Origin of the sequence: Neoalteromonas arenosi (assembly GCF_030362855.1) — a bacterium.
GTDB lineage: Bacteria > Pseudomonadota > Gammaproteobacteria > Enterobacterales > Alteromonadaceae > Alteromonas_E > Alteromonas_E arenosi.
Genome location: NZ_JAUCBP010000008.1, coordinates 14398 through 34828, shown reverse-complemented (window position 1 = coordinate 34828; position 20431 = coordinate 14398). Strand labels below are relative to the sequence as shown.

Below are 20431 nucleotides of genomic sequence, written 5' to 3'. Positions count from 1 at the left end.
CAGCAAAACAGGACCATATCATGAATATTATTCGTCCTATTCGCCAAAGCGATTACGCTGCACTGCACGCTATTGCGGAAGAGTCAGGTATTGGCTTTACCTCATTACCTGTTAATGAAGGCTTGTTGCGTCGCAAAATTGAGCGTTCTGAAGCATCATTCATTGATGGCGTAACCGAGCCGGGCAAAGAGAGCTATTTGTTCGTGATGGAAAACCTAGACAGTGGTAACGTTGTGGGCACTACCGGTATTGAAGCTGCCGTTGGCCTTGATGATGCTTTCTATCACTACCATGTCGGCAAAGTTGTCCACGCCTCCCGTGAACTGAATATTCACAATACCGTTGATATTCTGACGTTTTGCAATGACTATTCTGGGGTCACTGAAATTTGCACTCTGTTCTTGCGCGAAGAGGCGCGAGGCGGCTGCAATGGACGTTTCTTGTCTAAAGTGCGTTTCTTATTCATGCAAGAACACCAAGAGCGCTTTGCTGATATTGTGATTGCAGAAATGCGCGGAGTCAGCGATGAGAATGGACGTTCTCCATTTTGGCAATGGCTTGAAGAACACTTCTTCTCGTTAGATTTCCCGACCGCCGATTATCTTACGGGTATAGGCAATAAGGTTTTCATTGCGGAGTTGATGCCAAAGTACCCAATCTACGTCAACTTGCTTTCTCCAGAGGCGCAAGCGGTGATTGGCGAAGTACACGAGAAAACACGTCCCGCACTTCAGTTGTTGGAACAAGAAGGCTTCACTTGCCGAGGCTATGTGGATATTTTTGATGCAGGTCCTACTGTTGAAGCGCAGCTATCAAATATCAGAACCGCGCAGGCAAGCAGGCGTTTACCTCTTGAAATTAGCGACGATACACACGAAAACGCTATTGATAGTTTTATTATCAACACGTCGGTGACTGATTTCCGCGCTGTCGTGAACCCTGTTTTCGTCGATGAAGAACAACAAAAAGCGTATATCAGCGCCGCCGCAGCGGCAGCGTTGGAAGTGCAAGCCGGAGACTTGATTCGGTTTGCACCAGTGCGTTTAGGAGACAACTAATGACACAAGCAACTCACTTTATTGATGGCCATTGGATGAGTGGCCAAGGCCACGCGATTAAATCTATCGATCCGGCTAAGAATCAAGTCATATGGCAAGGCGTAAGCGCTTCCATTGGCGATGTCGACTTAGCCGTTAAGGCTGCTCGTAAAGCATTTGCTACCTGGTCACAGATGACTTTTGAGGCTCGCCTAGCTGTGGTTGAAGCGTTCAAAGATCAATTGACAGAAAATAAGCAAGCACTCGCGCAAACTATCGCAGAAGAAACCGGTAAACCGTTGTGGGAAACTGCAACAGAAGTAGGTGCAATGATTGGTAAAGTGGCGATATCAGTCAAAGCCTATCAGGAACGCACAGGTACGGTTGAAAACGCAATGCCCGTGGGTAAAGCGTTTATTCGTCATAAACCGCATGGAGTAGTAGCGGTATTCGGACCTTATAATTTCCCTGGCCACCTACCCAATGGCCATATCGTACCTGCGCTACTAGCCGGTAATACAGTCGTATTCAAACCGAGTGACCTTACACCCAAAGTGGCTGAACACACTATACAGTTATGGGAAAAAGCGGGCCTCCCTGCAGGTGTCGTTAACCTTGTTCAAGGCGAAGTTGAAACGGGTAAGGCACTAGCAAGTCACGCCAACATTGACGGTTTATTTTTCACTGGAAGCTCACGTACGGGCAAGTTATTACACGAGCAATTTGCTGGACACCCGGGCAAGATCTTAGCGTTAGAAATGGGTGGTAATAACCCGTTAATCGTACGCGACGTTGCCGATATTGATGCTGCAGTGCACGACATCGTGCAATCTGCATTTATCACTTCGGGCCAGCGTTGTACTTGTGCGCGGAAGCTTTTCTTACCCAATACAGAGCAAGGCGATGCAATTTTAAGTCGTTTGATCTATGTCACAAAAGCGATTGAGATTGGCGATTATGATGCCGAAGAGCAACCGTTTATGGGTGCGATGATTTCAGCCTCGGCGGCAGCTTCAATGGTTGCAGCGCAACAAGCGCTGCAGGCACAAGGTGCTACTTCATTGTTAGAGCTTGAGCAATTAGACGCTCACAAAGGCTTTGTTACACCGGGTATTATCGATGTCACAGCCATTGCTGAACAGATGCCCGATGAAGAGCACTTTGGCCCGCTGCTAAAAGTCATTCGTTACGATGACTTCGATGCAGCTATCGCGCTAGCAAACAATACTAGCTTTGGTTTATCCGCTGGATTGCTGGCTGATAGCCGTGCCGATTACGAGCATTTTCTCGCCCATATCCGTGCAGGCATAGTCAACTGGAACCGTCCGATTACCGGTGCCTCTAGCGCTGCCCCCTTTGGTGGTATTGGCGATAGCGGCAACCACCGTGCGAGCGCCTACTATGCAGCGGATTATTGCGCCTACCCCGTTGCTTCGGTAGAGCTTGAACAAGTCACTTTGCCAGCCAGCCTAAGCCCTGGCTTGACGTTATAACTATAGGACACACGATGCACACTTCAGTAGAAAGCCTTTTTGCAGCACTTTGGCAAGACTACATCCAAATCACACCTTCAGCGCATGCAGTTCATCAACTGCTAGCCGCCGAAGGTGAAGAAATTATCAATGATCACGTCGCATTTCGCACCTTTGACCGGGCGAAAATTAACTTGGACAAATTAGCCGCCCACTTTACAGCGCTCGGCTATGAAGCCAAAGGCGACTACGACTTCACAGCTAAGAAGCTGACGGCAAAGCACTTTGAACATCCAAATACGACCTACCCTAAGGTGTTCATTAGTGAGTTGCGGGTCGATGAGCTGTCTGATCAGGCTGTGGCAATTGTTGATGGCCTAATAGCTCAGATTCCTGATGACGCAGCTCAAGCCAAAGACTTTCTGTATTCCGGTCCACAGTGGCAGGTATCTGCTAAAGACTATCGCACTTTACTAGCGGAATCAGAATATGCCGCATGGATGAGTGCTTGGGGCTTTAGGGCTAATCACTTCACGGTTAGCGTAAACCAACTGCAAAGTGGTTTATCATTGGTAGAAGTTAATCAAGTTCTCAAAGATAACGGTTTTGCACTAAATACCTCAGGTGGCGAGATTAAAGGTGGCGAGGACGTATTCTTAGCACAATCGTCGACCATGGCTGATCGTTATCAGGTCAAGTTCAGTGACGAAACCTTAGAAATCCCTAGTTGTTTTTATGAGTTTGCTCAACGTTATCATCTACCGAATGGCGAGCTATATCACGGTTTTGTCGCTGCATCTGCTGACAAGATATTTGAAAGTACTAACGCAATGTAATAGCAATCGCCTGCTCTGAGCTGCTATGCTAAAGCTATCAACGTTTGGTGGTTTTATGCTTAAGAAAGTACTGCTCATATGCATGGTTTTAGGTATCACGGCTTGCGCCCGGCAAGCCGTTACTCCTGATTTCGATCCCAATTATAACTTCAGTAATATCCAGCAACTCACAATTATTGCAGACGATCCTGAAGGAACCCCTTCACACCGCCACATAGCCCTGTTACTCGAACAAGCATTAGTCGCTGGCAACATAAAGGTGACTGACGACAGTAATATCAAACTATTGATTGATGCTTATGTCGAAGAGCGTCCTAATGACCAAGCGATCAGCATTGGCTTGGGCACCGGCACCAGTACACGAAACTCGAGTATTGGTATTGGTACCTCGGTACAAATACCTATCGGAGACGATATGGTTGAATGGCAAGTCATCCAGTTGGATCTGGTTGATAACAATCAGGTCATTTGGACGGCGCGCGACGATGCCAAGCTCAAAGTTAAAGACGGCAAAGGGCGCCATGAAGTTCAGCAATATATCATTGACCGTTTGTTAGCGGACTTCCCACTCACTACTCAACAAGGAAACGAGTAATGCGATATACCGGCGGTTGTCACTGCGGTAAGGTTAGATTTAGTGTTGAGCTACCTGACGAAATTGAAGTAGAAGACTGTAATTGCAGTGTGTGCAGTAAATTTGGTTTTCTGCACGTCATTGTGCCTAAATCAGCGTTTACGTTGCTAGATGGTGATAATGAATTGACTGAATACCGCTTTAACAGTGGTGTAGCGAAGCACTATTTTTGCGCTACCTGCGGCGTTAAATCCTTCTACATTCCTCGCTCTAATCCAGATGGTGTAGACGTTAATTTACGCTGTTTAGACAATCGTCCCCCTGCGGTACGTGTGGTGCCCTTTGACGGCCAGAATTGGGAGCAAAACGCGCATACCTTGGCGCATAAAAGCGCCTAGGTACAATACTTTTAAGTCGCTTTGACTATTCCGCCTCTGGCGTCGGTGGCTCTTCACCCAGAGTGATACTCGGCGCTTCTAATTCCACGCTGTCAACACGTTGTAATCCCCGTGGAAGCTTGTTACCGCGTCGTCCACGCTCACCCTTATAGTGCTCCAGATCACTGGCACTTAGCGACATACCACGCTTACCGGCGACTACGCGGATACTTGCACCGTCGGGCACCACAGCAACAACTTTAACGTACTCTTCACGGGATTGAGCCCTTGCACTTGGGATGTTTATTAACTTGTTGCCTTTGCCTTTGCCTAGCGTTGGTAGGTCGCGTAGCGGGAACAGTAACATGCGCCCTTCTGTCGTGATTGATAAACACCAATCACTACTGTGGTCCGTTACCTTTTGCGGTGCCATCGCTTTGGCACCTGTCGGTAAAGTCAGGTAGGCCTTACCCGCTTTGTTCTTACTGAGCATGTCAGAGAATTTACCGACGAAACCGTATCCGGCGTCAGAAACCATCAAGAACTGCTGCTCATCAGACGCCATCAGTACATGCGCAAAGGACTCACCTGCCACCAAACCAAAACGCCCGGTAAGCGGCTCGCCTTGACTTCTTGCCGATGGCAATGAGTGTGCATCACAAGCAAAAGCTCGACCTGAGGTATCTAAAAATACGGCTTGCTGGTTACTTCGTCCAATCGCACTTGCTAAATAACTATCACCGGCTTTATAGCTCAAACCTGCAGCATCAATATCGTGGCCTTTGGCACAGCGTGCCCAACCTTTTTCAGACAGTACTACTGTAACCGGCTCCGAAGGCACTAATTCCTTCTCTGATAGCGCTTTTGCGTCGCCGCGCTCTACCAATGGTGAACGACGTTCATCACCATAGGTTTCAGCGTCTGCGAGTAACTCTTTCTTGATCAGTGTTTTTAAGCGCTGGTCACTGCCGAGGATTAACTGCAACTTATCGCGCTCTTCTGCAAGCTCTTCTTGCTCACCCCGTATCTTTATCTCTTCAAGCTTGGCTAAGTGGCGCAATTTAAGTTCTAGAATGGCTTCTGCTTGCGTATCAGATAAACCAAAACGCTCCATTAACACGGGTTTTGGTTTGTCTTCTTGACGGATGATGGCAATAACTTCATCGATATTCAAAAAGGCAATCATTAAACCTTCAAGGATATGTAACCGAGCTAATACCTTGTCTAGGCGATATTGCAAACGACGCGTAACGGTAGCCTTCCGGTAGCTGAGCCACTCGCTAAGGATAGTTTTTAAATCTTTGACTTGCGGACGGCCATCTAAACCAATCATGTTAAGGTTAACGCGATAGCTCTTTTCCAAATCTGTTGTGGCGAATAAATGCGCCATTAACTGCTCTGTATCGACTCGATTTGAACGCGGCGTGATCACTAGACGAGTTGGGTTTTCATGGTCGGATTCGTCACGTAAATCGCTGACCATCGGCAGCTTCTTGGACTGCATTTGTCCTGCAATTTGCTCGAGGATCTTGCCGCCAGACGCTTGATGAGGCAACGCTGTAACAATTATATCGCCATTCTCTTCGTGGAAAACCGAACGCATTTTTACTGAACCGCGGCCGGTCTCGTACAACTTCGCTATATCGCTACGCGGAGTGATAATTTCTGCTTCAGTCGGATAATCTGGTCCTTGTACGATTTCTAATAACTCACCCAGTTCAGTACGACTATTATCGAGCAACTTGGCACAAGCATTCGCCAATTCACGCACATTGTGTGGCGGAATATCTGTCGCCATACCCACAGCGATACCCGTTACGCCATTGAGCAAAATATGCGGTAATCGCGCTGGCAGCACTTTTGGTTCTTTGAGGGTTCCATCAAAGTTTGGCGCCCAGTCAGCGGTGCCTTGGCCTAATTCCGATAACAGTACTTCACTGAACTTCGACAATCGCGCTTCGGTGTAACGCATGGCGGCGAACGACTTAGGATCATCCGGTGCACCCCAGTTTCCCTGACCATCAACTAGCGGGTAGCGGTATGAGAATGGCTGTGCCATTAACACCATGGCTTCGTAACACGCTGAATCCCCGTGCGGATGGAATTTACCTAACACATCACCCACTGTCCGCGCTGATTTTTTGTACTTTGCATTCGCGCTCAGTCCCAAGTCAGACATGGCATAGATAATGCGCCGTTGTACCGGTTTCAAGCCGTCACCAATATGGGGCAAAGCCCTATCCATAATGACGTACATTGAATAGTTTAAATAAGCTTCTTCGGTAAAGCGCTGTAACGGCAGTTGCTCGACGCCGTCTGAATTGATAATGATGTTATCGCTCATATGATCGTAGTACTGTATTTTTGCTGTTGTTTTGGTAACAATGAGACTGTTTTCAAAAACCATAATAAACGATTCACACACAGAGTGATACGCGCAATAAGAGTAAAAATGAATTTAACTATCGTCACTGCAAGGACTCGGGAATTACAGGCTGCGCTGGTCACTTTTTTACTTGGCGTTTTTTGTGCAATTAGTCTAATCGCCAGCTTCTCTACTGCGGCGCAAATGAATATGCAGATCCTGCGCAGTGATGAAACGGTGCAGCTGTCTAATAACTTCTTTGTGCTGCGTGAAAACGAAGTGCCCTTCACGATCGAACAAGCCATTTCACTGAAAGACAACTTTCGCTGGTCGGGACGCGACACGCCGAATTACGGCTTTTCAGATCAAGGCATCTGGTTGTTGGCGCGGTTTAGCCATTTCACTGAAAACAATGACTGGGTTATTAATTTAGACTTCAGCCAATTAGACAAAGTTGACTTTTATTTACTGATTGATGGGGAACTTGTGCAAGAAGTTTCGCAAGGGCGTTTGCGGGCAAGCCAGCACTATCGCATCCCAGTAGTGAAATCAGAAATTCCATCAGGTGCAGAAGTAGAGCTATTTATAAGGATTGAAAGTGTTAGCTCTAGCCTTATTGCTCCGGTGACTATTCGCTCTGAAGTCAATCATACCCGTGCGATGCTGATTGACAGTATTATCTGGGGACTGTTTTACGGCGGCTTGATAATACTCGCCATATACAATCTAGTGTTGTATTTCGGGGCGAAGGAAAAGAGTCTTTTAGCTTATGTCGCTTACATCTTAACCGTCTTAATTTGGCAATTCGTGTGGGGTGGTCATATTCACCTTGTAACCTTCAATGGTATTTCGCCCTGGCTGATCCAACACACCAACTTAATGTTCGTTATCATTGGTATCAGCAGCGGTGTCTTTAGTATGACGTTTTTAAACACGCCAGAGAACGCCCCCAAATCCCATATCATCGTAATATTAATGCTGTACCTGCAAGGTATTCTTGGCATTGCAGCATTGTTTTCAATATTTCCACCTATTTGGCTAAATGGTGCGATTTATACGATCGGAATTTTGGCGATAGCTAGCTATATCTGTGCGGGAATAGAAGCCTTATCGAATAAGTTTCAACCCGCCAGATACTTTATGATCGCATGGGGCATGCTGGCTATTGGCGCACTTATAGGGATTTTGAGTTTGATTGGTTTTTTACCGTCAAACCGATTTACCGGGTACTGCTTTCAAGTAGGTGTGTTTTTAGAGGCTGGGCTCTTTTCCTTGGCGTTAATGGACAAAAGCCGTAGTCAGTTAGAGCAAGAAGTCGAGCAGGCGACAACGGATCTACGCAATAATATGGAGCTGATTGAAGAGCAAAACGCGCGTTTGGATATCGCCCGCAAAGACGCGATCAAAGCCAGTAATGTTAAGTCGCAATTCTTAGCTAACATGAGTCATGAAATTCGCACACCTTTGAATGCGATTTTGGGCTTTAGCCGTGAACTATCACATGCGTCTTTACCGGCCGAAAAACAAGAACAAGTCCGGATTATTAATGGTGCAGCTGACAGCTTACTGACTATTGTCAACGATGTCCTCGACTTTTCTAAGATAGAAGCGGGTAAGCTGCAACTCAATAACCAACCTTTTTCGCCTAATCAGGTGTTCGAAGAAATGGTGAGTTTGATGGCTAAGTCGGCTCATCAAAAAGACTTGGAGTTTATTTTCGAGCTGGGCCCTCTGCCGGAGAAACTTATTGGCGATGTGTTTCGGATTAAACAGATTCTCAATAACCTCTTAAGTAATGCGATTAAGTTCACGTCATCGGGCCATATCACATTTGCCGCCAGCGGACATACTCGCGAACACGGATTATTCGAGCTTCAATTGAAAGTGGAAGATACTGGTATTGGTATTAGTCGCCAAGATCGGAAGAAACTCTTCAGTGCCTTCTCGCAAGTAGACGACGCCCTTAACAGAAATTATCAGGGAACAGGCTTGGGTTTGGTGATATGCCAAGAGTTGGTCAAACTCATGCGCGGTCAAATCAGTTTACAGAGTACGCCAGGCCAAGGCAGTTGCTTTACGATTACGCTGCGTATGAACCAGTTGAGTAGTCGTTACTATCTTTCGAAAAGCGACGAGTGGATTAACAAGCGCGTCGTTATTTTCGATCCTATTGCTGCAACTCGCCAAGCTACAGCCCGTTTAATGCATTATCTAGGTGCTTCCGTTGTCAGTTGTGAATCATTGGATTTTCTCGACCAGCTAGCGCAAGAACCTGAGCATGTTGATTATTTATTTGCCTGTTTGCCTGCCTATAAGTTAGAGCATCGCAATGATGTATTGAGCCATTTGCTACAGTTCAATGCGGCGAAACGCATCTTAATGTACTCTGGCCCCGATCCGTTTAATCACTACCCCAGCTTGAGTCAGTACTTTAATACCCAATTGCGCATGCCATTGACGCCCAACAAAATTGATAGCTTGTTGCGAGCACCCAAGCACGCCGAAGATAATCCATTGCAATCACGCCTCGAGAAACTACCAAGAATCAATATTCTCGCTGTCGATGACATGGAAATGAACTTGAAATTAATCGAAACTTGGTTGAGCGACACACCTGTCAATCTGGTTTTGAGTAACAGTGGTGCTGATGCACTGGCTAAATGTCATCAGCAAGAATTTGATATCATTCTGATGGACGTGCAAATGCCCCACATGGACGGTTTACAAGCAACCAAGCAGATCCGCAAAACTGAATTAAATATGGGCACCCCTATCATCGCCGTCACCGCTCACGCGTTCAAAGAGGAGCAAGAGAGACTGATGGCATCAGGAATGGATGACTATTTGCCCAAACCGATCGATCTCAATCAGCTTACTGACTTGCTCTACCGCTGGTGTTCTGCAGTCGATAACTCCGAGCCCCAAGAGCCGAGTGTGGATTGGGCGCTTGCCGTGCGTCGCGCTAATGGGAATGAGACCGCTGCAAGGGAATTACTTGAGGCCTTTATTGAGCAACTTCCTGAATCGATGCAAGCAATTGAGGCAGCCTGGCAGCAAAGCAATTTCGATGAGCTACAAAGTCAAATTCACCGCATCCATGGTGCCAGTTGTTATACGGGCGTTGGTCTGTTCCAGGGCTTGTGTCACAGCATTGAATCTGCGTTAAAAAACGGAGACTTAGACGCCGTGAAACGCCAAATGCCAGCGTTGGTTAAAGAGAGCAAAAGCGTCGTTGACGCCGGCCAGCAACAACTCGCTTAGCACTTCAATTAAGTTTGTGTAGATTGTTTAACTTGTTCTTGGCAACTGCGCAGTAACGTTATGAACTCGTCAACCGGGCGATCTAACTCAGCGGCCGCGATATACAGATCATAACCTAGCCGCTCTCTCAGCTTTTGCATGCGATGAGCAAACATCGCTTGCACTCCGCGTAGAACTTTACCACTAGCGGTCTTAAATCGGTCGTCCTCGAGTAAATCATTCCCCGCACAAGTGCCTGTGGTGCAGTTCTCGTCGGGGTTTTGTAGCAGTAACGGGCGCTGCTCCATGAGTATATTGGTCGCCAATCGCGGTGAGATAGTTTCAATCACCGATGTTGTGTCTCGCAGTCTAAAACCCACAAGCTCCAAGTCGCGTGTCTCTATTCCTCGTGTAACACGCGGTGCATCGATCCGTTGGATATTATCCCATGTCAGTTGCCACTGACCACTGCGATGCATGTACGTGATCCCGTCTGGGGTTATCTGTAGGCTGAAATTGGGCTCACGTATCTTAAACCATCCCATCACAATGCCGACGATCCCTGCACTGGCAACAAACACGCCAACAAGAAACAAATATTTGGAAAATGCCGAAATTACCGTTAAGCCAACAACCAACAATCCAACACCGATAAGCGTTGTAGTGATACCGTTGCGCTTAGATGTCGCGCGGATTGCAATCACTTGTTCATTGCCAGACATACAAATACACCAATAACATGATAATTCCCCACACAATAATTAGACGCCAGCGCTGGCACTTTTCACAGTCAGTCGTCCACCAGTTTCGCGCTTTTTTACTCGCCATTACATGCCTCAAGCTCGCCCTACGTTGAGCGAGCACTTGTGTATATTTAAAACGAATATAACCGCGAAAACGTTCAATTCAAGCGATAATTTGAAGGAAAAAAGAGCCTGACGCATAGGGGCACGCCAGACTCCGAATAACAGGGAGGTTATGACAGTTGCGGTTGTATCTGTGCTGCCTCAGAGCGCCTGGTTAAGCGGCGTTGATCGCGTGCAGCACGGACGCGACATAATAGAGCCACGATAGTCGGCGTAAAGATAAGCGACAAAATCACCGAGAAGCCAACGCCACCAGCAAGCACAACCGCTAATGGAGGCCAAAACGAACCTTCACTGAATAACAGCAAAGGAACCAAGCCACCGACGGTGGTAAACGTGGTCGACAGAATATGACGACTACAACTCATAGTCTCACTCACAATCGCGACTGTATTGCCCGCTTTGGCATCGGGGTTGGCGTTGATGGCAGCAATCACCACTATCGAACCATTAATTGCTACACCGATTAACCCCGCACTGCCCAACAATGGATTAAATCCAATGGGTAAACCGGATATCCACAAACTTAAAAAACCTAATCCGACCGATAAAATTGCCACTACAGCAATTACACCCGCCATGCGAACGCTGCTGAAGGTCAAAATTAAAGTAGTGATCATCAGCACCAAAAGCACCGGCGCGTAGGTTGCGAGTTGCCCCACCGCTCGGGCTTGTTCGTCAGCATCGCCGGCCATTTTGATCTCATACCCTTGTGGTAATTCAATCTCACCATTTTCCAGCAGATCGCGCAGCTGATTGGATACGTCTATGGCTGGCACATTAGGCATTAAAAATGCCTGAACCCGATTTAACCGAACGCCATTTTTGCGCGTGATCCCGGAAATTGCCGGATGTAATTCAAATTCACCTAACGCGGCAACACTGGTAGCCTCGCCATTTTGCGCAAGCTGACTAGAGAGCAAAGGTTGATTCGCTATATCAATAATTGAGCTACGAATTTGGTCGTCAACCCGCACACGCACAGGAATGTCTTCAGTGCCTTCCAGTACACTGCCTCCCGCTTGGCCACGCAGTGCCGTTTGTAGTTGTTCTGCGATAGCGGCTAAAGATAAAGATGCCATTTCAGAGGTATCGCGCTCGGCGGTCAATCTAAATTCCGGCTCCGCTTGAGTTATTGAAGCAATCGACTGCGTGATACCCGGTACTTTTGTCATAGCCAATCGAACTTGCATTCCCAATTCGTTCAGCATCTCCAAATCTGGGCCGAAAATGTCCACTTCAATCGGCGCAGCAATCGGCGGCCCTTGACCGAAGGCGCGCACCACTACTTTCAATTCTGGGAACGCTTCGGTTAGCGTCAACTGCAATTCCCCAATCAACTGCGCGGCAGCGGTAACTGAATCAGCGGTGACCACAGCATTGGCAAAATTGGGGGAGTTGTCACGAGTCATCACTTGGTTGTAGTACACCGAAGGTGCTGAGCCACCGACTAACCACGTCACTTGTTTAATATCAGTCTGTGCTCTTAATACATCATCAACTGCCAGCGCAGCATTGGCGGTGCGTTCTATACCCGTGCCGTCTTTGGTCCAAAGATAGATTTCAAATTGATCGCGGTCAGCACTGGGGAAAAACACATTAGCCAATTGCATCGAGAGCACAAAACCACTGAAGCAAAACAAAATTATTGTTGGTAGCACGATAACCGGCCGTTTAATCGCTGCACCAAGCAGACGCTTGAAGACTAGGGTGACCTTCGGCATTTGCAAACCACTGCGATACCAGGCGCGTTGACCGCTTGCATCGCGGGATAAAAACCGCGCGGCGAGTGCAGCAATTAAGGTTAGTGAAATCGCCAATGACCCTATCAAAGCCATCACAACACTAATTGCAATACCACCGATAAAATCGCCAATATTTCCGTTTAATAAGAACACTGGCATAAAACCTAAAATGGTTGTTAACGTTGATGCCGTTAAGGGCGCGAATAGGTGCTTAACGGTTTTTTCTAGCGCTTGTAATCGACTGAGATCGGGATTTAGTAAATTGATCCGCGTTTCATCAGTGATAACAATGGCGTTATCAATCAGTAGCCCGATGGCGATGATAATGCCGAAAATCGACATCTGGTGGATTTGTTCGCCGTAGAAACTTAACGAAAACAGCGCGAAAGCGGCACATAGAGGCAATGCTACACCGACAATGAGCGATGCTTTTAATCCCATGAAGATCAAAATTACCAGCATGACGACTGCACTACCCAGCAACAAGTTGCCCGACAACTCAGACAAACGCTGCTCGGTATAAATATTTTGTTCAAACACTAAATCAGCGGCAATTGAGCCAGCGAATTCCGTTTGGAACGCAGCAGCCGCCTGTTTGATATCAGCGGTCCATTGGTCTACGCGCACAGTGGTTTGCATACGTGCCGCCACAAAGATAACTTGTTCGCCATTGACATAAGCAACATCAGCCATTGGTTGCTGATAACGGCGTTGTACATCGGCAATATCACCTAATCGCAAGAATAAGCCGTTTTGGTTACTCAACGGAATCGCGCGAATCGTATTTAAACCATCAAGCGGTTCGGCTACTTGCAAACGAATGTTTTGCTGTTCGGTATAGATAACTCCAGCTGGCAATTTTGGATCGGCAGCCGCAATTGCTTGACTGACTTGAGCAATAGTGAGGCTTGATTCCGATAATTTCTGTGGGTCAATGCTGACCACAAATTCTTCCTGAGGCTCGCCATAGATCCTAACTAATTCTGTGCCAGTGACATTGCGCAAACGGTCAGCTAGCTCAGTAGACAACCGAGACACTAAGGTCAACGGTGTAGTGCTTGGGTACTGGGGCTTAACCGCAAACAATACGGTAAATGCCGTTGCGCCGCGCTTTTCATCGAGTATTGGCTCACCGGCACCAACTGGGAAAGATTGCGCAACTTCGGCAATGGCATCGCGTATCTCTGAAAATAGCTGTTCATTGGATGAGTTATCGACCCAATCTTGTAGCTGAACCGAAACCACAGAAATTTCGGCGCGCGATGTCGATTCAATTTTTTTAATTTCATAGATTTCACGCAAGCGATCTTCGAGTACATCGCTCACCAATGCCTCTACCCGCTCGGCAGATGCACCGGGGTATGGCGTAAGGATTAGCATATTGCGCGTATCAATGCGGGGGTCTTCCAAACGCGGTAACGTAGATAGCGCAGAGTAGCCTGCCACTAAAATAATAATCAGGCTTAACACTAACAAGTGCCCACGACGGAAAAACAGGGTATACCAAGCCCCTTGTGTGTCGGTATGGGTGCTTTTCTGTTCCATACTTACTGTCGCTCAGCAGTGTCGTTGTCAGTCACTACCGTCACAGCGACTTCTTGACCGGGGGCGAGTCGATGTGTTCCGGATACCACAACAAGCATGTCAGCATTGATTGCACCGCGGATAAACGCAAATTGGCCATCGCTATAGAGTACTTCAACCGCGCGCGGCGTAACTTGGCTGACACTATCTGCATCGACCGAATAGACATTCCACAACCCCCTTACACCATGACTCAAGGCTGCAAGAGGTACCCAAGCGCCAGATTCAGGCACAGTAATTTTCACATCTAAGGTCATCAAATCGCCGGGCAGGATATTGGGATTATCGGTACCTAACTCAAAAACCGCATCAATCGTACGCGTAGCCAAGCGGCGCTGCTTGCCAATTGACTTCAGTGTTGCTTGAAAATCGCGGTTATCGCTGCGAAGTACGTACTCTTCACCTAAATTCACATGCTCAATTAAATTAGCTGGCATTGGCATACGCACATCGTTATCGCCCGTCGCAATTAACTCGTATACCGCCTGACCTTGGGCTACTACCGTACCTTTGTCTATATGACGCGTCAGCACTTGACCATCAAACGGGGCTCGCAATTTTGCCTTGTTTAAATTGACTTTAATGGTATTGACGCGCGCCAGCGTTTCTTTAACCGTGGCATTCGCTGCGTCTAAACTTTGTTGTGCTTCATCCAAACGCTGTTGGGACTCTACGCGTTTTGCGACCAAATCCTGGACTCGAAGAAGTGACGACTGAGCTAGTTTCGTTTGCGCCTGAGCACGCTCAACAGCGGCTTGTGCTTGCATGAGTTCGCTTTCGAGTAATTCCGTGTCTAGTTCGGCGATAACCTGGCCTGCTGAAATAGTATCACCATCATCTACCCAGACATTCGCCACGACCCCACCCAATTCAAAACCGGTATTTGCCCGCTGAGCGGATTCTACTCGGCCAACAACGCGCTGAATTTTGTCAAAACTATTCATCCACTGTAACTGCGTTGCTTCAACGCCAACGGCGACAAGTCGATTAGAGTCGCTTTGCGCGCGACCTGCACCAGACATCAAAAGCAACATAACTAGACCTGTAAAGCAAATCAGTACGAGACCCAGCAGTGTATATTTTGACTTTTGATCAGCACTATTCATGATAAAGTTCCAAAGAAAAAAACGAATACGGATGAAAACAATTACTGGACTACCCAGTTCGGTAATTGAGAATATAGTTTAAATAAACTAGACTGTCCAGTATGATAATGTAATTTTACAAATATTTAATTTATCCAACAGGTGAGAGTTAGATGTCACAATCCACCGCAACTACAAAATTAGGTCGCCCCAAAAGCCAAGAAAAACGCCAAACAATTTTGGCTGCCGCTAGTGAGTTGTTCTTGCAGCAGGGCTTTACCAACACCTCGATGGATCTAGTGGCTAAAGCAGCTTCGGTGTCAAAGCAGACTGTCTACTCGCATTTCAATAACAAAGATGACCTGTATACGGCAGTGATCGATGCAAAGTGCAAAGAATATCGACTTGATGCATCGCGATTGGATACTTGTGATGCTCCATTGGGAGACGTGTTAAACGAAATTGCGCATCAAACCATCAGCTTGTTACAAGACCCTGACGTCATCGCTATGTATACGGTAGTCATTGGTGAGGCAAAGAATAATCCACACGTTGCTGAGTTGTTTTATCGCGCAGGACCACAACAAAGCGTGCAAACAGTTGCCAGTATTATCGCCAAAGTAAAACCACAGCTGACACAGTTTCAAGCAATGAGTGCCGCCACTGATTTTTTCAATCTACTCAAAGCGGATTTCCACATGCGCAGTATGCTGCGTTTGCCGTTTGAGTTGTCCCACGATCAACAACAAACAATCTGTCGCCGCGTATGTCGTCAAATAACCGTCTTACTCGACGAGTGCCAGCAATTTCCGACCATCGAGCCACATGCGCGATGAGGTAAATTCGTCTGAGACACAATCATTTTAAGTTGTTACAATAGCGCGATTTTTTTCAGCAGGTAGCCGCTTATGCACACGTTTACTGGCAACCATATTCTCTCTGTTGACCAATTTGACCGCGCCGCTATTGAGCAAGTTTTTGCCGTTGCCGATAGCATGCAACCTTATGCTCTGCGACAAAAACGCACCACAGTGCTCAATGGCGCAATTCTCGGAAATTTGTTTTTTGAGGCGAGCACGCGTACGCGAGTGAGTTTCGGTACTGCATTTAACCTCTTAGGTGGCGAAGTACGAGAAACCACAGGCATGAGCATGTCAGCCTTGGCCAAAGGCGAATCATTGTATGACACCGCTCGCGTACTGAGTGGTTACTCAGATATTATTGCCATGCGTCATCCACAAGCAGGTTCAGTCGCCGAATTCGCTGAAGGTAGTCGTGTTCCCGTTATCAATGGTGGTGATGGTGCCAATGAACATCCGACCCAAGCGCTTTTAGATCTCTACACCATCGACAAAGAACAGCGTGCCATGGGTGGATCTATCGATGGTTTGCACATCGCGATGATCGGTGATTTAAAGCACGGCCGCACGGTACACTCTTTATCGAAGTTACTCGCCTTGTTTAACAATCTGCACTTTACGTTGATTTCTCCTATAGAGCTTGGCATGCCTGATAGCATCGTCAGTGTGCTAGAGGATCACGGCCATAAAGTAACTATCACCGATCAGCTCAGTGGCAGTGTTGATGCTGATATCTGCTATCAAACGCGGATCCAAGAGGAGCGTTTTACTTCACAAGAAGAAGCCAACCGCTATCGCGGTCGCTTTCGACTCAATCAAGATATTTACACCAAGCACTTCAAGTCCAATACAGTGATTATGCACCCGCTGCCACGCGATTCACGCGCAGAGGCAAACGAACTAGACAATGATTTGAACCTTAATCCAAATCTCGCCATATTTAGACAAACCGACAATGGTGTATTGGTGCGAATGGCTTTGTTTGCGCTTACCCTCGGTGTCGAAAATTTAGTTAGCCAGTACGATCAAACGGTTGTCTGGCACAGTAATAAGAGTAATTAATTGAATGTCAAAATCTGAAGCCCTATTTGCCCGTGCACAAAAAACCATTCCCGGTGGTGTTAATTCTCCGGTTCGGGCGTTTAAAGCCGTAGGTGGAACGCCGCGTTTTATTAGTAAAGCGGATGGTCCCTATATGTATGACGCCGACGGCAAGCAATACATCGACTACATCCAGTCTTGGGGCCCTATGGTATTAGGTCATAATAACGCTGCAATCCGTGAGGCTGTTGTGGCCGCAGCGCAGAACGGTTTGAGTTATGGCGCACCAACGGAAGCTGAGATCATTATGGCTGAGCTTGTCAGCCAACTCGTACCGTCTATGGAAATGGTACGCATGGTCAACTCTGGTACCGAAGCGACCATGTCGGCTATTCGCCTGGCGCGAGGCTATACCAACCGCAATAAGACGCTCAAATTTGAAGGTTGTTATCACGGCCATGCCGATGCTTTATTGGTAAAAGCCGGCAGTGGTGCATTAACGCTTGGCGTACCGAGCTCTCCCGGTGTCCCAGAAGATTTTGCCAAACACACCCTCACCGTTGAATATAACAATCTAGACAGTGTGCGAGAGGCATTTGTTGAGCACGGTGATGATATCGCCTGTATTATTGTTGAGCCAGTGGCTGGGAATATGAACTGCATACCACCGGTAGAGGGATTCTTAGAAGGCTTGCGCGCAATTTGTGATGAATACGGCGCAGTATTGATTTTCGATGAAGTCATGACCGGGTTTCGCGTTGCCCAAGGCGGAGCACAAGCTCGTTACAACGTCGAGCCTGACCTTACTTGTTTAGGTAAAGTAATTGGCGGTGGTATGCCCGTTGGCGCATTTGGCGGTAAACGCAAAATCCTCGAACATATAGCGCCAACTGGACCGATCTATCAAGCGGGTACATTATCAGGCAACCCTGTTGCTATGGCCGCTGGTCTAGCAGCTTTGACCCAATTGAGCGACCCGAGCCTGTATGACAGTATCTTTAGTAACACAGAAAGATTGGCAAAAGGCATGACTGAGTTAGCACATAAACACGGCATTCCCATGACGTATAACGTAGCTGGCAGTATGTTTGGCATATTCTTTACCGATGTTGAGAAGGTCACTAACTACCAACAAGCAATAAACTGTAATACTGCTCAGTTCAATGTGTTTTATCATGCTATGTTAGATGAAGGCGTATACTTAGCGCCAGCATCATACGAAGCGGGCTTTGTATCCAAAGCGCATGACGAGCAAATTATTGCCACAACGCTAGCAGCAGCTGATCGCGCCTTTGCCAAAGTCGTGGCAGCTAACATCGCATAAACGTAGAGGTGTGTAGAAGTAATGGGCGTAACCGATTGGCTGATTATAGGTTTGTGCACATACAGTGTCATCATCACTGCACTCCTATTGCGTCGGCAACAAATGGCGAGGCAACAAGACACTGACAATCTGCCGTCGGACCAGCGCTCAGATGCTTCTATGTTGCAACTCAGTGCCGAAAGTAGCCAAGATGCTCAAACACGTTTTCAGGAGAAAGCGGACGAAGCCTTGCGACTGACCCAAACGTTTCAAAAATTTGTGCCTCGGCAGTTTGTCGATCACTTTGCTAAGCACGGTTCAAGTAACCTCGAGCTAGGACGGGCCGACGAAGACGACGTGGCTATCTTGTTCTGTGACATCCGCGGTTTTACGGGTTTGTCTGAACGTATGAAGCCACAAGAGTTGATGAAATTTCTCAATTCTTACTTCTTGCGTATGAACGATCCTATTCACCAAAATGGTGGCTTTATCGATAAGTTCATTGGTGATGCCATCATGGCGTTATTCGACCATCCTGACGGTTCGGGTAAAGATAAAGCCCACGATGCGCTGAATGCGGCTATTGACTTGCATCATGCCTTACGTATGTATAACCAGCACCGCGCAAATTCAGGCTATGATCCGATTGAAATAGGGATAGGTATTCACTTCGGCGCAGTGATCATTGGCACGGTTGGTTCCGACGACCGCATGGACACCACAGTAATCGGCGATAGTGTCAATATTGCCAATCGCTTGGAAGCGCTAGCGCCCTATTATAACGCCGATATTGTCGTCAGTGAACAGCTTTTAGCTACCGCGAAGTGTGACTCGGTGCAAGCGCGTTTACTTGATTGGGTGAAAGTTAAGGGGCGCTCAACACCGCTGAAAATTTACGAAGTCATTACCCACTTACCTGAAGACCTCAAAGCCCGTAAACTCAGTGTCGCTAAGCTGATTGAACAAGCGGTTGATGCCCGAATAGAAAAACGCTTTGACGACGCACTTGCGTCGCTACAACAAGCGCTAGCCACCTCATCCGCAGACCCATTAATCCTGCATCATATTGAAGTTTGTCACCGCTATAAAACGCTTGAGTTACCGGGTGATTGGGACGGTGCACTTACAACATAGCTTGCGTGCGAATAAAGGTAATTGAAGGTGCGAAAAAGGCTGCACCGGTCTCTGCAACAGTAAAATCGAGTAGTCGGTCATAGTCATCGTTTTCATCCCCCACAATACGGCTGTGCAGTAGCGTTTTAAATGCATTACTCGAGCTCGCATAGCTGACGAAAAACACCCCCTGCTCGTGCATATCGCCGTAGGGCATTGATTGATTTAGTAGCGGTACATTATTGCCATCAGCATCAGCGGCACTCATGCGAATAAAGTGAGAACTCGCGTTAGCCTCTGGGCTTGCCATGTGGTGTTCACGTGTCACCCCCATCACTTGTTCTTGCTGCCGCTCTGTCAACATTTGCCATCGTCTAAAGTCATGGCGATAGCGCTGAATGTGAATGTAACTGCCGCCAGCAAAATCGGGATCTTGGTCGCCGACTACGGCAATTTCTTGTTTGTGCATACCACGTGGATTATTCGGCGCAATCAGGTAACCCGTGAGGTCTCGGCCGTCGAGATACCGAAACGCATGCAGATGCTCGACTAACTCGCAATGTAGGCGAAACAACTCCATGATCTCGAGACCTAAAGCAAAGCAAATGTCCTGACGATCTGCGCGGATTTGTATAAACAAGTCACAGGGAGTAGCAGGTGCACAGCGGTCTTCGCTTTGCATGTCGGGAAAAGGTCGTAGCTCTTGCGGATAACCTTCTGGGTAGACTTCAGGCCAATACTGCACGCCGATAGCGACCACTCCCGTTACCATAGCCTCATAGTGTTCGTTATCGTAATGGTCAAACAACTCAAGGGTACGCGCCAATTTAGCGCGAATGGCATGAGTGTCTTCATCAACCACATTGAGCATCAAGTATTGAGCATGTAAATTGGGTTCAGCACATATGCCTTTCTGTGGTTGCGTCATTAGAG

Annotated in this window: 15 protein-coding genes; 10 read left to right on the top strand and 5 right to left on the bottom strand. The window is 47.4% G+C overall.

Translation table 11 applies throughout. From position 1 onward, the window contains the following. Positions 1-20: 20 nt before the first annotated feature. Genes astA through QTP81_RS11630 form a run of 5 tightly spaced genes read left to right on the top strand, consistent with a single transcriptional unit; the run spans position 21 to position 4317 of the window. A complete protein-coding gene (gene astA, locus QTP81_RS11650) occupies positions 21-1058 on the top strand; it encodes an arginine N-succinyltransferase (RefSeq protein ID WP_289365684.1) in 1038 nt (345 codons plus the stop codon). Continuing rightward, a complete protein-coding gene (gene astD / locus QTP81_RS11645) occupies positions 1058-2530 on the top strand; it encodes a succinylglutamate-semialdehyde dehydrogenase (RefSeq protein ID WP_289365683.1) in 1473 nt (490 codons plus the stop codon). Before astA ends, astD begins: the two co-directional genes overlap by 1 nt. 14 nt (positions 2531-2544) lie before the next feature. Further along, positions 2545-3345, top strand: a complete 801-nt coding sequence (locus QTP81_RS11640; RefSeq protein WP_289365682.1) for a DUF1338 domain-containing protein — start codon at positions 2545-2547, stop codon at positions 3343-3345. Between the two features lie 25 nt (positions 3346-3370). Then, positions 3371-3940: a DUF4136 domain-containing protein gene (locus QTP81_RS11635; protein ID WP_289365681.1), complete on the top strand. Its 570-nt coding sequence runs from the start codon at positions 3371-3373 to the stop codon at positions 3938-3940. Continuing rightward, complete coding sequence (locus tag QTP81_RS11630; protein ID WP_289365680.1) at positions 3940-4317, top strand: GFA family protein; 378 nt, start codon at positions 3940-3942, stop codon at positions 4315-4317. The genes QTP81_RS11635 and QTP81_RS11630 overlap by 1 nt, the downstream gene beginning before the upstream one ends. 25 nt (positions 4318-4342) lie before the next feature. Here QTP81_RS11630 and parC read toward each other — a convergent pair whose 3' ends face one another. Beyond that, complete coding sequence (gene parC, locus QTP81_RS11625; protein ID WP_289365679.1) at positions 4343-6640, bottom strand: DNA topoisomerase IV subunit A; 2298 nt, start codon at positions 6638-6640, stop codon at positions 4343-4345. 225 nt (positions 6641-6865) lie between these two features. On the opposite strand from parC, the gene QTP81_RS11620 reads away from it, so the two are divergent. Next, on the top strand, positions 6866-9922 hold the full coding sequence (locus tag QTP81_RS11620) for a hybrid sensor histidine kinase/response regulator (protein ID WP_434532982.1): 3057 nt from the start codon (positions 6866-6868) through the stop codon (positions 9920-9922). An 8-nt stretch (positions 9923-9930) separates the two neighbouring features. Here the strand turns inward: QTP81_RS11620 and QTP81_RS11615 are convergent, their stop codons facing one another. The 3 genes from QTP81_RS11615 to QTP81_RS11605 all read right to left on the bottom strand — a co-directional run bounded on the left by QTP81_RS11615 (position 9931) and on the right by QTP81_RS11605 (position 15202). Then, positions 9931-10623, bottom strand: a complete 693-nt coding sequence (locus QTP81_RS11615; protein ID WP_289365677.1) for a DUF2982 domain-containing protein — start codon at positions 10621-10623, stop codon at positions 9931-9933. Between the two features lie 254 nt (positions 10624-10877). Next, on the bottom strand, positions 10878-14057 hold the full coding sequence (locus tag QTP81_RS11610; protein WP_289365676.1) for an efflux RND transporter permease subunit: 3180 nt from the start codon (positions 14055-14057) through the stop codon (positions 10878-10880). A 2-nt stretch (positions 14058-14059) separates the two neighbouring features. Beyond that, complete coding sequence (locus tag QTP81_RS11605) at positions 14060-15202, bottom strand: efflux RND transporter periplasmic adaptor subunit (protein WP_289365675.1); 1143 nt, start codon at positions 15200-15202, stop codon at positions 14060-14062. A gap of 152 nt (positions 15203-15354) precedes the next feature. On the opposite strand from QTP81_RS11605, the gene QTP81_RS11600 reads away from it, so the two are divergent. The 4 genes from QTP81_RS11600 (at position 15355) to QTP81_RS11585 (ending at position 19519) form a co-directional block, all read left to right on the top strand. Further along, positions 15355-16017 carry a TetR/AcrR family transcriptional regulator gene (locus QTP81_RS11600; protein ID WP_289365673.1) on the top strand — a complete coding sequence of 221 codons (663 nt, stop codon included), beginning with the start codon at positions 15355-15357 and terminating at the stop codon, positions 16015-16017. Positions 16018-16089: 72 nt separating this feature from the next. Beyond that, the gene (locus QTP81_RS11595) at positions 16090-17103 is read left to right on the top strand and encodes an aspartate carbamoyltransferase (RefSeq protein WP_289365672.1); all 1014 of its coding nucleotides are present in this window, start codon (positions 16090-16092) and stop codon (positions 17101-17103) included. Positions 17104-17107: 4 nt separating this feature from the next. Further along, a complete protein-coding gene (gene hemL / locus QTP81_RS11590; protein ID WP_289365671.1) occupies positions 17108-18406 on the top strand; it encodes a glutamate-1-semialdehyde 2,1-aminomutase in 1299 nt (432 codons plus the stop codon). Between the two features lie 21 nt (positions 18407-18427). Beyond that, positions 18428-19519, top strand: a complete 1092-nt coding sequence (locus tag QTP81_RS11585) for an adenylate/guanylate cyclase domain-containing protein (RefSeq protein WP_289365670.1) — start codon at positions 18428-18430, stop codon at positions 19517-19519. On the opposite strand, the gene QTP81_RS11580 is transcribed toward QTP81_RS11585, so the two are convergent. Then, complete coding sequence (locus QTP81_RS11580) at positions 19509-20426, bottom strand: Dyp-type peroxidase (RefSeq protein ID WP_289365669.1); 918 nt, start codon at positions 20424-20426, stop codon at positions 19509-19511. The two genes, QTP81_RS11585 and QTP81_RS11580, sit on opposite strands and share 11 nt — an antisense overlap. Positions 20427-20431: the final 5 nt, after the last annotated feature.